This is a genomic window from Huintestinicola sp. (assembly GCF_051882455.1).
Classification (GTDB): Bacteria; Bacillota; Clostridia; order Oscillospirales; family Ruminococcaceae; genus Huintestinicola.
The window spans coordinates 16865-30593 of the sequence record NZ_JBJERV010000033.1; the positions used below are offsets into that span (position 1 = coordinate 16865).

Annotated in this window: 11 protein-coding genes; 9 read left to right on the forward strand and 2 right to left on the reverse strand. The window is 48.8% G+C overall.

Annotated elements, in window-relative coordinates; all coding sequences use genetic code 11:
- Positions 1 to 13: 13 nt before the first annotated feature.
- Both ACI4J0_RS04685 and ACI4J0_RS04690 read right to left on the reverse strand, forming a co-directional pair.
- Positions 14 to 961, reverse strand: a complete 948-nt coding sequence (locus ACI4J0_RS04685) for a D-2-hydroxyacid dehydrogenase (RefSeq protein ID WP_439764655.1) — start codon at positions 959 to 961, stop codon at positions 14 to 16.
- Positions 962 to 972: 11 nt separating this feature from the next.
- A complete protein-coding gene (locus ACI4J0_RS04690; protein ID WP_439764656.1) occupies positions 973 to 1341 on the reverse strand; it encodes a hypothetical protein in 369 nt (122 codons plus the stop codon).
- 236 nt (positions 1342 to 1577) lie between these two features.
- Here ACI4J0_RS04690 and ACI4J0_RS04695 point away from each other — a divergent pair, with 236 nt between their 5' ends.
- The 9 genes from ACI4J0_RS04695 (at position 1578) to gltA (ending at position 13724) form a co-directional block, all read left to right on the forward strand.
- Positions 1578 to 3626 (forward strand): cellulase family glycosylhydrolase, encoded by a 2049-nt coding sequence (locus tag ACI4J0_RS04695; RefSeq protein WP_439764657.1) that lies wholly within the window; start codon positions 1578 to 1580, stop codon positions 3624 to 3626.
- A gap of 21 nt (positions 3627 to 3647) precedes the next feature.
- The gene (locus tag ACI4J0_RS04700) at positions 3648 to 4379 is read left to right on the forward strand and encodes a tRNA1(Val) (adenine(37)-N6)-methyltransferase (protein ID WP_439764658.1); all 732 of its coding nucleotides are present in this window, start codon (positions 3648 to 3650) and stop codon (positions 4377 to 4379) included.
- 3 nt (positions 4380 to 4382) lie between these two features.
- Complete coding sequence (rsmI, locus tag ACI4J0_RS04705; RefSeq protein WP_439764659.1) at positions 4383 to 5207, forward strand: 16S rRNA (cytidine(1402)-2'-O)-methyltransferase; 825 nt, start codon at positions 4383 to 4385, stop codon at positions 5205 to 5207.
- A 195-nt stretch (positions 5208 to 5402) separates the two neighbouring features.
- The gene (gene gdhA / locus ACI4J0_RS04710) at positions 5403 to 6749 is read left to right on the forward strand and encodes an NADP-specific glutamate dehydrogenase (RefSeq protein ID WP_439764660.1); all 1347 of its coding nucleotides are present in this window, start codon (positions 5403 to 5405) and stop codon (positions 6747 to 6749) included.
- 171 nt (positions 6750 to 6920) lie between these two features.
- Positions 6921 to 7643, forward strand: a complete 723-nt coding sequence (locus ACI4J0_RS04715; protein WP_439764661.1) for an N-acetylmuramoyl-L-alanine amidase — start codon at positions 6921 to 6923, stop codon at positions 7641 to 7643.
- A 373-nt stretch (positions 7644 to 8016) separates the two neighbouring features.
- Complete coding sequence (locus ACI4J0_RS04720) at positions 8017 to 9813, forward strand: sensor histidine kinase (RefSeq protein WP_439764662.1); 1797 nt, start codon at positions 8017 to 8019, stop codon at positions 9811 to 9813.
- A gap of 6 nt (positions 9814 to 9819) precedes the next feature.
- A complete protein-coding gene (locus tag ACI4J0_RS04725; RefSeq protein WP_439764663.1) occupies positions 9820 to 11322 on the forward strand; it encodes a response regulator in 1503 nt (500 codons plus the stop codon).
- A gap of 175 nt (positions 11323 to 11497) precedes the next feature.
- Positions 11498 to 12337, forward strand: a complete 840-nt coding sequence (locus ACI4J0_RS04730; RefSeq protein ID WP_439764664.1) for a sulfide/dihydroorotate dehydrogenase-like FAD/NAD-binding protein — start codon at positions 11498 to 11500, stop codon at positions 12335 to 12337.
- A gap of 1 nt (position 12338) precedes the next feature.
- Entirely contained in the window at positions 12339 to 13724 is a 1386-nt protein-coding gene (gltA, locus tag ACI4J0_RS04735; protein WP_439764665.1) for an NADPH-dependent glutamate synthase, read from the forward strand.
- Positions 13725 to 13729 lie beyond the last annotated feature (5 nt).

Here is a 13729-nt window from a genome sequence, read left to right on the forward strand (position 1 = left end):
GACCCGACTTTCGTTAATTTACTTTGTTTTTGGGAGCGCCGTCAATAAAGCTCCGAAGATTATCGACCGCTGCGGCGATAAGCCTTTCCCTCGTCTGAACCGGCGCCCACGCCACGTGAGGGGTGATAATGCAGTTTTTAGCTCCCAGAAGTGGATTATCCGCTTTCATAGGCTCCGTTTCCACCACGTCCAGCCCCGCGCCTGCGATAATGCCGCCGTTAAGCGCTGTAGCAAGGTCGGTTTCATTCACTACCGGACCTCTCGACGTGTTTATTATGTAAGCGGTCGGCTTGCAGAGCCGCAGCCTATCCATATTCACAAGCCCTCTCGTTTCATCCGTAAGGGGACAGTGGAGGGATATGAAATCGGCGCATTCAAAAACTTCCTCGGCAGAAACAAAGCTTACGCCCTCAGCGGTTTTGGGAGTCCGTGTGGAGGCAATTACCTTCATACCGAATGCAAGAGCAATGCGAGCCACCGCCGAACCGATGCTGCCGAAGCCGATAATTCCCATAGTCATTCCCGAAAGCTCAAAGGTGGGAATGGTGAAATAGGAAAATGTGTCCGACCGCACCCAGCCGCCGCTTTGAACGTCTGCGTTGTAATCCGCCGTTCGGCTTGCAAAATGAAGCACGTAGGAAAATACCTGCTGAGCCACTGCCGAGGTGGAATATGCGGGAACATTACACACTGTTATGCCAAGCTCCGCCGCCGCCTTTGTATCCACATTGTTAAATCCCGTAGCGCACAGACCGATGTATCGCAGCTTCGGACATTGTTCCATTATCTCCCGTGTAAAAACGGTCTTGTTGATAATAACGGCATCTGCGTCTCCGACCCTCTCTGCAACTTTATCCTGAGGGGTAAGAGGATAGCCCGTTACCTTTCCCAGAGCCTTGAACCCGTCAAGGGAAACATCTCCCTGAGAAACGGTTTTTTCTTCGAGCAGAATTATCTTCACGGCAATTCTCCTTATTCGCTTTTATCGGTATCGCCCTTTTCGGCGGTTTCATCCGGATCTGTTTCTTCCGTGTCAGTTTCCGAAGTATTTTCGGCAGCATCCTGTTCAGCCTTTTCCGCCGCGGCGGCAGCCTTTGATACCTTAGCCATATCGACGATCGTAAGCGCCAGAAGTATCATTTCCTCAAGCCCTAAAATATAAAAATATGGCTTTTCCTTGCAGACATATATGAACAGCGTGGAGACTATCCCCACCAGCATATACAGCTCATAGGTGTACTTCCGCTTTTTGTAGCAGAGCATCAGCAGAATAACGCTGATCACCACAAAGCCGATATGGATACTGAGGGGGAGGGGAAATATAATTGAATGTTCCATCATAAAAGTAAGCGTCCTTTCAAAAAATGCGATTTTGCAATAATATTTATAGTATAGCACAATCGGAGCGGCATTTCAATAGCCTTGATGTAAAAAAATACGGCATGAGGAAAATTTTTCAGTAAATGGGCTGCGGCGGCGAATGAAAGCATTTGCAGGGAATAAAACGGTTGACGGCGGAACGAAAAAGTGATATAATATTTTTATTGCAAAATTAGCCGTACAAGGGGGACGTAAGTATGAAAAAAATCAGTATGAAATGTATATCTGCCGCACTTGTAATATGCTTGTCAATGACCGCCTGCGGAGAAAGATCCGAACCTGTTCCCGAAATAGCGGAAACATCTGCGGGCGTTTCTTCGGAAGTGACGGATAGCGCCGAAACAAGCAGCGCCGCCTCCGAAAAAGAGGACTTCTTCGGTAATGATTATGACCCTTTTGCAGATGATTATGACCCATACGGAGACGGAGGAGCCGTAACCGTCACCGCCGATAACGCCCATATCGCCGAGACGGAAAATACACAGGCTCCCGCAGAACAAAAGGAAACGGACAAGCCTGCTCAGACTACAGTGACAACGGCTGCGGAAACCGCCGCAAAGCCTTCCTCTGAAACCTCTTCCGCGACTCAGAGCACAAAAGCTGAAACGGGGTCTGCTTCGGAAGAAAAGGCTTCCGAGGACGTAGAGCTTGTCATATCCGTCCCAAACGGCTGGAATGACGGCACAGCGGATTATTCCCAGATCGACGGCACCGTAAAAAACAAGTCCTCCGCAAGCGTTGACGGCTGGACGGCAACTATTTATGTGGGAAAATCGGCTTCCGTTGAGCAGTCCTGGAACTGCGGCATTGAGCTCAAAGACGGCAAAATGACCGTCACCCCCGTTGAACATAACAAGACCATCACCTCGGGCGGAGAGGGCACCTTCGGAATGATACTCAAAAACCCCGGGGATATCGATACGGGCAAGGCTGAGCTTGTCTGCTCAATGGGCGCATTTGCCGCATCATCATCGGGCAGCGGCAGCTCAGGCTCAAACGGAACACCTCCCGCCGCACCCGTTCAGGAAAAGGACGTTCCTGCTCCTACCACCGACGACTGGCTTTCCGTCAAGGGCAATAAGATAGTTGACAGCAGCGGCAGGGAAGTATGGCTCACAGGCGTGAACTGGTTCGGCTACAATACAGGCACAAATACCTTTGACGGCTTGTGGGCGTGCGACCTGAATACCTCGCTCAAGTCGATTGCCGACCATGGCTTCAATCTCCTGCGAGTACCCATTTCCGCGGAGCTTATCAATAACTGGTCATCGGGCAATTACCCCACCGCAAATTTCAATCAGGCGACAAACTCCTACCTTGTGGGAATGAACAGCCTTGAGATATTCGACTATGTCATAGGTCAGTGCAGAGCCAACGGTATCAAGATAATGATAGATATCCACAGCGCAAAGACCGACGCAATGGGTCATATGAAGAATATGTGGTATGAGGGCAATGTGACCGAAAAGGACTATCTCGCCGCCCTTTCCTGGATGGCAGAGCGATATAAAAACGATGATACCATTATCGCATACGACCTTAAAAACGAGCCTCACGGAAAGGCAAACGAAAGCCCCAGAGCAAAGTGGGATAACAGCAAGGACAACGACAACTGGAAATACGTGGCAGAAAAGGCTGCAAAAGCAGTCCTCGGCAAAAATCCCAACGTTCTTGTAATGGTGGAGGGCATTGAGATATACCCCACAGATATCAAGAGCAACGGCGATTTCGGCTCCACAGATCCGTCGGACTATTATTCCACATGGTGGGGCGGCAACCTCCGCGGCGTGAAGAACGACCCTATCGACCTGGGCAAATATCAGAATAAGATTGTCTACTCTCCCCACGATTACGGCCCCGCAGTATATCAGCAGGAGTGGTTCAAGGGCGACTATACCTATAATTCCCTTTACAAGGACGCCTGGTATGACAATTGGTTCTACATTCAGGACGAGAATATCGCACCTCTCCTTATCGGCGAATGGGGCGGCTTTATGACCCAGCCCAATCTCAAGTGGATGACCTATCTCAGACAGCTTATCAAGGAAAAGCGCATCAACCATACATTCTGGTGCTTTAACGCCAACTCGGGAGATACGGGCGGACTTGTGAAGGACGATTTCACCACATGGGACAATGAAAAATACGAATTTGTAAAGGAAGTTCTCTGGCAGGAGGACGGAAAATTCGTAGGTCTCGACCACGAGATACCCTTAGGCTCAAACGGCAAGGCTTTGGGCAAATAAATTTTTTCGGGAGCTTCATATATGAGCGGATTTGATACATTTGAAAAGCTGGGAGACGGCTGTGAGATATGTGTTACCGAGGAGCATACCTTCGGAACGGACGCATTTCTCCTTGCGGATTTTGCAAGGGCAAGGCATAAGGATATCGTCTGCGACCTGGGCACGGGCTGCGGGATAATCGCAGTCCTTGAAAAGCTCAGATATTCGCCTAAAAAGGTCTACGGCATTGATATCCAGGAGCAGGCGATAGAGCAGTTTAAAATAACTGTTGAACGTTCTTCCCTTGAGGACGTTTGCCCCCTTCATATGGACCTTAGATCACTTACAAATGAAGCTCCACTTGATATATGCGACCTTGTTACCTGCAATCCGCCCTATAAGGCATACAAGGCAGGTATAGAAAGCGAGCTTGACGCCCATAAAATAGCAAGGCACGAGATACTCTGCAATATAAACGATGTCTGCGCCGCCGCAAAGAGACTTCTGAAATTCGGCGGCAGGCTTTGCATATGCAACCGTCCCGAACGGCTTGCGGACGTTATATCGGCAATGCGCTCAAACGGTATCGAGCCGAAAAATCTCAGGTTCGTGTCAAAGTCACCCGACAGCGCCCCATGGCTGTTTCTTATCGAGGGGCGAAAGGGCGGCGGCGCATTTATGAAGGTAATGCCCCAGCTTTACATAAGCGGTACGGGCGGAGTAAGCCCCGAGCTGGCGGCGATATACGGTCATTATTCGGAGAAAGGGGAGTAAGCTGTGTCGGGAAAGCTTTATGTTGTGGGTACGCCTATCGGCAACCTTGAGGATATAACATACCGTGCGGTGAGGATATTGTCTGAGGTGGATTTTATCTGCGCCGAGGACACCAGGGTAACGGTAAAGCTTCTCAATCATTTTGAGATAAAAAAGCCGCTCCTCAGTTATCACGAGCATTCCGCAGCCCATGTTTCGGAAAATATCATTGAAAGGCTCCGAAACGGCGAAAGCTGCGCTGTGGTAACGGATGCGGGAATGCCCTGTATTTCCGACCCGGGAGAGGACCTTGTAAGAATGTGCCGAGACCTGGACATTCCCGTTGAAGCTGTTCCCGGACCTACCGCAATGGCAACTGCTGCGGCGGTCTGCGGGATACCTGCGTCCCGTTTTGCATTTGAAGGCTTCCTTTCCGTCACAAAGAAGCAGAGATTTGCACATCTGAAAGCGGTGGCGTCCGACACTCACACACTGATATTTTACGAGGCGCCCCATAAGCTGAGAACTACCTTGGAAGATATGCTCAAATACTTTGGAGACAGGCGGATATCCATATGCAGAGAGCTTACGAAGATACACGAAGAGGTAATGCGGACGACCCTTTCCGAGGCTATAAGCTATTACGAGACCAATGCTCCCCGAGGAGAATATGTCCTTGTGGTAGAGGGCGCAGGGGAGAACAGTGAAGATAAGGACTACACCCTTGAGGACGCGGTCAGGCTTGCGAAGGAGCTTGCAGAAAAGGGCGTAAAGCTGACCGAGGCTTGCAGGGAGGCAGCGTCGGTGACGGGTATAAGAAAAAATGACATTTATTCGGCTCTTATGTAATTTTTTGACCGACTAAATGCAAAGATAAAGCTTTGTCAGCATTTTTTGTTGAAAATGCTCAAAAAATATGAAAGAATTTTTTTGCAAAATTGCATTTTTAATCTTGCAAAATGGAAAAAATAATGTTATAATGTATTCAGGCTTTATGCGAAAGGGAAGTTTGCATAAGTTGAATTTATTTGGGAGGTTTTAACAATGGCGTTAAAAAACAAATATCTTATTGATTTACTCGAGACAGTAAAGAAGCGCAATCAGGGAGAGCCCGAATTTATTCAGGCAGTTACAGAGGTTATCGAAACTCTCGAGCCTGTTATTGAAAAGAGACCTGACCTCGTTGAGGCAGGCGTTCTCGACAGACTCGTTGAGCCTGAGAGACAGATCGTTTTCCGTGTTCCCTGGGTAGATGACAACGGCAAGGTTCAGGTAAACCGCGGCTTCAGAGTACAGTTCAACTCTGCTATCGGTCCTTACAAGGGCGGTATCAGACTTCACCCTTCCGTATATATCGGTATCATCAAGTTCCTCGGCTTCGAGCAGGTATTTAAGAACAGCCTTACCACCCTTCCCATGGGCGGCGGCAAGGGCGGCTCCGACTTTGACCCCAAGGGCAAGAGCGACGGAGAGGTTATGCGTTTCTGCCAGAGCTTTATGACTGAGCTCTGCAAGCACATCGGCGCAGACACCGACGTTCCCGCTGGCGATATCGGTACCGGCGCAAGAGAGATAGGCTATATGTTCGGTCAGTATAAGAGACTCCGCAACGAGTTCACAGGCGTTCTCACAGGTAAGGGTCTTACCTACGGCGGTTCTCTCGCAAGAACAGAGGCTACAGGCTACGGTCTCTGCTACTTCACAGACGAAATGCTCAAGGCTAACGGCAAGTCCTTCGAGGGCAAGACCGTTGTTATTTCCGGTTCCGGAAACGTTGCTATCTACGCTACCGAGAAGGCTACAGCTCTCGGCGCAAAGGTAGTTGCACTTTCCGACTCCAACGGCTACATCTACGATCCCGACGGAATTGATCTTGCTTGCGTAAAGCAGCTCAAGGAAGTTGAGAGAAAGAGAATCAAGGAGTACGTTGCTACTCACCCCAACGCAACCTACACAGAGGGCTGCAAGGGTATCTGGACTATCAAGTGCGATATCGCTCTTCCCTGCGCAACTCAGAACGAGATCGACGGCGAGAGCGCTGCTATCCTCGTAAAGAATGGCTGCTGGTGTGTATCCGAGGGTGCAAATATGCCCTCTACTCCCGAGGCTATCAACACTTACCTTGCAAACGGTATCCTCTATGGTCCCGCTAAGGCTGCAAACGCTGGCGGCGTTGCTACTTCCGGTCTCGAAATGAGCCAGAACAGCGAGAGACTTTCCTGGACATTCGAAGAGGTTGACGCTAAGCTTCACGGCATTATGGTTTCCATCTTCAAGGCTTGCGAGAGTGCAGCTAAGGAGTATGGCATGGAAGGCAACTACATGGCAGGCGCAAACATTGCAGGCTTCCTGAAGGTTGCTGAGGCTATGAAGGCTCAGGGCTGCGTTTGATTTCAGATCACGCTTACCGTAAAATAAACTGAATTATCCCTTTGCAGCAAAATTCTGCTGCAAAGGGATTTTTTGCATTATTTCACCCATACCGTCATAATATTTTATCAGAAGTGTTCGTCCGGATAAATTTCGGAACAAGGCTGATTATAGGAAAGGATCGGGTTTTATATGGGATTTGAATTTTCAAGGTACAGGACCGCCGTTTTTTCTGCTCTGGCAGTTCTGGCTTCGGCGGCTATGATACATTATGCTGTTGATAAGATAGACAGCGCTGTGTATGTGAATACGGGCGAGGCGGATATGGGCGGCAGGATAGTTGTGCTCGACTGCGGACACGGCGGAATGGACGGCGGCTGCTCCACAGCTGACGGCATAACGGAAAAGGGGATAAACCTGAAAATAATGCTTGCAGTCCGGGATATGTGCAGGCTGTACGGCTATGATACCGCCGTAACGCGTGACAGGGATATCTCCATTCACGACAGTGGCGTTACGGGTGTGCGCAATCAGAAGGTGTCGGATATGGAAAACAGGCTTGAGCTTTTCAATAAATTCCCCGACGCAGTGTGCCTGTCCATTCATCAGAATACATACACCGACCCGAAATTCAGCGGTGCGCAGATGTTTTATTCCGCCACAAATCCCGAAAGCGAGCGCTTTGCTTCTATTCTGCAAAATAAGTTCGTCCAGAATCTCCAGCCCGAAAATATGAGAGAGACGAAGCTTTGCGGCAAAGAGCTGTATCTCTGCTATTTCTGCAATAATCCTGCTGTTATGGCTGAATGCGGATTTCTCTCCAATCCCGAGGAAGCGGCAAAGCTTACAAATGAAGCATATCAGCAGCAGGTGGCATACACATTGTTTTCGGGGCTGAATGAATTTATAAGCTGACATATGATACTATAGCAATCCACAAAAATATCCTGCCAAGTTCGGCAGTGCAAAGCTTGAATAGTGTCGTCACTCACCCTTGACAGGCGGCAAGCCTGCCTGCGGGTTCGTTCCTAACTCTTCAAGCTTTGCCCTTGCCTCTTTTTGTCAGTCTATTTCTGTGTCTTGCTATAATATCCTCCTGCACGGGATATCCGAGTGCAGGGGGATATTTTTTTATATTGACCCACCTTCTTTTCCGGCGGTGTCAGTCTGCCGAGAGAAGGACTCTGCGTCAGTTTTTGCATAATTTGCATTTTATCTATTGAAAAAAATAAGGCTTTGTGGTATAATCAGAATGTATATTTATTTCTTTTGAAGGGCGGTTTTGAAGATGAAGCTTGTCGGTTCAAAAAACAGCTCTATCAGAAATCAGATGCTGATAATGTTTCTTATAGTAATACTGCCCCTTTTTGCAGCCAGCATAATGCTGCTTGTGAATATGCGGTCGGAGGTCACCGAAAGGATCATAAGCACCGCAAATGTCAAGGCTGACAGTATCCGTACAAGGATAGCCGACACGGTGGATTCGGTGGAGGCGGCAATGGATATGTTCGTTACGGACGAAAATGTCATTGCCTTTCTGGAAAACGACTACGAGACAAATGCCGAATATTACAAATATTACAGCAGAGGACCTCATCAGAGATATCTTGAGTCCTTTCCGCAGATCGATAGCGTTAAGGTTTACACAGGGCGGAGCGATTTTGTCTGCAATGCCGATTATATTTATGCTGACGAGCAGATAGAGGCTCAGACCTGGTATAATAAAGCAAGGCTTGACAGCGATGTTTTTTTCTGGGACACAGTTATCGACCGAAAGGACGGTATATGGCATCTCGGCTGTATAAAGGCGATAAAAAAGGATAATAAGGTCATAGGCATTGCTGCGGCTCTTATTTCCGAGGACTGGATAAACAGGAGCGTTTCGTCGGAGGAAAGCAAGAGTATCCTGTGCGTCGGTGAGGGCTCTGTCTTTTTCAGCAATTACGAGGGTGCAAAGCCCGGAGGCAGGATAGAATATGACGAGTCCATATCTATGAACGGCAGAAATGTTCTGAAAGAAGGACTTTTAGGCTTCAAGGGCTATACCATAACCGAGAATTTCCAATACGGAGAAAATTTTCAGATCATTTTTCTTATCCCCGCAGGAGTGGCAGATCTTGAGATAAATAAGCTGATAATTATTTACGGCGGTTATTTCTGCCTGTTCTTTATTCTTTCGCTGCTCATCATCGTGCTGTTCACCAGCGTTTTCTCAAGGCGTATCACTCTGCTCAGCGAGAAAATGCACGCTGTGGCAGGAGGCGATTTCAATGTGGAATTTACCGACAAGGGACACGATGAGATCGCAGAGCTGTACACCGATCTTGAGCAGATGATCCACAGTATGCAGACTATGATGAACGATGTCTATCAGGCAAAGCTCCAGAATGAGGAATTTAAATTCGTTCAGATGGAAGCCGAGTTCAAGGCGCTTGCCAGCCAGATAAATCCCCATTTTCTGTATAACACCCTTGAAACTATCCGAATGAAAGCATTCTGCAACAATGACAAGGAAACTGCCGATCTTGTGAAGAAGCTGGGCAAATTTATGCGCAGATGCCTTGAATTTAAAGACGGCGAGGTCACGCTCCGCTCCGAGCTTGAGTTTACAAACGGATATCTTGAGCTGCAGTCCGCAAGATTTGGTGACAGGGTCTCCTACAGCATTTATTCCGAAGTGTCAAAGGATTATATGATACTGCCCCTTGTGATACAGCCTGTGGTGGAGAATGCCTTTGTTCACGGCATAGAGAGCTGCAAGGATAACGGACGTATCGACATAAAGGTATATTACAGCGGTGACAACGTGATTATCGATGTAAAGGACAACGGCAGCGGAATGAGCAAAGAAAAACTCAGAGAGCTTGAAGCGAAGCTCAGGAGAAACGATACCTCCTCGGGCAAGAGTATAGGACTGACAAACGTTAACAAGCGAATAAAAATGTACCACGGCGAGCGGTACGGACTTACAATAAAAACTAAGGAAGGCGGGGGAACTACCATCAGGATAACCCTTCCCCGCAATCCCGTTTCCCGCAGCTCCGCTGCAGGAGGCAGCATTACAACAGATACGGAAAGGCGATGATACATAATGTTTAAGGTGCTTCTGGTGGACGACGAGCCAAACGTAAGAATGGGCATAAAAATGATGATACCCTGGGAGGAGATAGGCTGTGAGATAATCGGCGAGGCGGAGGACGGCGACGACGGACTTTCCAAAATAATGATATCCCGTCCGGATATCGTCATCGCAGATATCAAAATGCCGGGAAAGACAGGCATTGAAATGACCGAGGCAGCAAAGGCACTGGGCTTTAAGGGCAAGGTCATTATCCTGTCGGGATATTCGGATTTCAGCTATGCCAAGACCGCCATTTCCCTGGGGGTGGAGAATTTCATTCTCAAACCCGTTGACGAGGACGAGCTTACCGAAGCAATAAAGGCGGCGGGGGAGAAGATTAAAAGCGAGCGTGAGAAAAGCTACCGGCAGGAGATCGGCAGCGAATATCTTTACGAGCAGAGGGTCAAGGGACTTTTTGCGGGAGATGAGGGTCACATTGCAGACGCTGCCGCAGCAGGGCAGTATACCTCCTACTGTGCAGCCGTTATTGGTTTTGACGACGGACAGGAGCTTGGCTCGGACTGCGGTGCGGCTGTACGGAAATTCTTTGATAATATGAAGAATGTGGATATAGTTTCGGTGGACATAAGCGGCGTTCTCGGGCTGCTGTTCAAGGACTGGGAGTACGAGGCTGTTAAGGAGGCGCTTATTCGTCTGAACGAGGCTCTTATGGGACGGGCGTTCATAGCCTGCGGCAGCAGCGTAAGGTCTCCCGGCGAGATATGCAGGTCTTACGGCGAAGCAAAGAGCATCTATGCAAACAAATTCATTTTCCGCCACTGCGGCATCGCTGCTCCCGATCTGCTCAAACAACGCCGTGATAATGACGATACGGATTATGCTTCCCAGCTTTATGCATATATGGAGATAAACGATACCGAAAAGCTCAGCCGTACCCTCGATATGTTTATGGAGTCTATGCAGACCATGGACAACACCCCCGAAAAGGCGAAAATAAGCTGTATAACCCTGCTTATGGATATCCGCTCAAGGATAGTGCGCAGCGCGTCGGACAAAAAGCCCGAGACCCTTATCTCCGATGAGTTCGTTTCACATATCGGAGGACTTTCAAGTCTCAGGGATATTATCGAGGAGATAAGAAAATGCCTTATCAGCGTGTCGGACGCCTGCTTCAGCAAGACCACCAAGAGCAATATGGAGAGGGTGGTGCAGTACATCAGGGCAAATTACAACCGTGAGCTGCGCCTTGAAATGCTGGCAGGGATATTCGGCTACAACAGCGCATATCTGGGCAAGGTCTTTCATCAGTACACGGGTGAGAACTTCAACAATTACCTTGACGAGATACGTATTTCCGAAGCCAAAAGGCTCCTTGCCGAGGAGGATTACAAGGTCTACGAGGTGGCTGAAATGGTTGGCTATTCCAACATAAATTATTTCCACAACAAATTCAAGAAATATGTGGGTGTAAGCCCTCTCAGCTACAAGAAGTCCTTCGGCAGGGACGAATAACAGATATATCAAAAAATATATAGGGTCATATATTTTTTGTATTTCAAAAAAAGCTTATGATGTGATATCATAAAATTGTATGCAGATAATGCTGATTTTCGGTACATACTGCCGAATTTTAGGCATAGATATTCTGCTCGCTTGCTCGTATTTCAACACGAAAGGACAGTGTGCAATGTATAAAATTGTAAGAAAAAAGGCTTTAAATCCTACTGTAACTCTTATGGATATCGAAGCTCCCGCAGTTGCAAAAAAGGCTGAGCCGGGTCAGTTCATCATTCTGAGAACTGACGAGAACGGCGAGAGAATACCCCTCACCGTTGCCGATTACGACAGGGAAAAGGGTACTGTTACCATTATTTTCCAGATAGTCGGCGCTACTACGGAAAAGCTCAATCATATGAACGAGGGTGATTATTTACAGGATTTCGCAGGCCCTCTCGGCAGAGCAACTCACACCGAGGGACTTAAAAAGGTGGCTGTTGTGGGCGGCGGCGTTGGCTGCGCAATTGCATATCCTGTTGCCAAGAAGCTTCACAGCGTAGGCTGCGAGGTACACTCCATCGTTGGTTTCAGAAGCAAGGACCTTGTTATCCTCGAGGATGAGTTCAGAGCCTGCTCGGACAAGCTTTGCATGATGACCGATGACGGCTCCTACGGCACCAAGGGTCTTGTTACAAATGCTCTCAAGGAGCTTATCGACAGCGGCGAGCAGTATGACGAGGTCATCGCTATCGGTCCCCTGATAATGATGAAGTTCGTTGCCGCTACTACTAAGGAATACGGCATCAAGACAGTTGTATCTATGAATCCTATTATGATAGACGGAACGGGAATGTGCGGCGGCTGCCGTCTTACAGTCGGCGGAGAGACAAAGTTTGCCTGCGTTGACGGTCCCGAATTTGACGGTCATCTTGTTGATTTCGACGAGGCTATGGGACGTTCTACTATGTACAAGCCTTTTGAAAGAAAGAAGCACGAGGAAACCTGCAACTTATTCAAGGAGGTAAAGTGATATGCCTAATATGTCGCTTAAAAAGAACCCTATGCCCTCTCAGGAGCCTGAGGTAAGAAACAAGAATTTCCTCGAGGTGGCTCTCGGCTACACAGAGGAAATGGCTGTGGACGAGGCTCAGAGATGTCTTCACTGCAAGAATATGCCCTGTGTGAAGGGCTGTCCCGTAAATATCGATATCCCCGCATTTATCAAGGAGATCGCAGACAAGAACTTCGAGGGCGCTTATGGAATAATTGCCAAGTCCAGCTCCCTTCCCGCAGTATGCGGACGTGTTTGTCCCCAGGAAACTCAGTGCGAGGGTAAGTGTGTAAGAGGTATCAAGGGCGAGCCTGTGGGTATCGGCAGACTTGAGAGATTTGCAGCGGATCACCACAATGCAAACTTCAAGGGTGAGCCCGAAAAGCCTGCTTCAAACGGCAAAAAGGTGGCAGTTATCGGCGCAGGTCCCGCAGGTCTTACCTGTGCGGGCGACCTTGCAAAGAAGGGCTATGACGTTACAGTATTTGAGGCACTTCACCTTGCAGGCGGCGTTCTGGTTTACGGAATCCCCGAGTTCAGACTTCCCAAGAGCATCGTTCAGCGCGAGATAGACGGTCTCATGGCTATCGGCGTACATATCGAGACAAACGTTATCATCGGCAAGACCATTACCATTGACGAGCTTTTCGAGCAGGGCTTCAAGAGCGTGTTCATCGGCTCGGGAGCAGGTCTGCCCAGATTTATGAATATCCCCGGTGAGAACCTCAAGGGCGTTTATTCCGCAAACGAGTTCCTCACAAGAGTTAACCTGATGAAGGCTTACAAAGAGGGCAGCGACACTCCCGTTAAGGAGAACAAGAAGGTTGCTGTTGTTGGCGGCGGAAACGTTGCAATGGACGCTGCACGCTGCGCACTCAGACTTGGAGCTGAGGAAGTTTACATCGTATACCGCAGAGGCGAGGCTGAGCTTCCTGCAAGAGCGGAGGAGATCGAGCACGCTAAGGAGGAGGGCATCATCTTCAAGACCCTCACAAATCCTGTGGAGATTCTGGGCGATGAAAACAAGTTCGTAAGCGGTATCAAGTGCGTATCCATGGAGCTTGGCGAGCCTGACGAGTCGGGCAGACGCCGTCCCGTTGTAAAGGAAGGCTCCGAGCACGTTATCGACGTTGACTGCGTTGTAATGTCCATCGGAACATCTCCCAACCCCCTCATCAGAAACACAACCGAGGGACTTGAGACAAACAAGCACGGCTGTATCGTGGTTAAGGACGAAAGCGGTCTTACCTCCCGCGAGGGCGTTTATGCAGGCGGCGACGCTGTTACAGGCGCAGCTACCGTTATCCTTGCAATGGGCGCAGGTAAATCTGCGGCTGAGGCTATTGACGAATATCTTTCTAAGTAAGATGA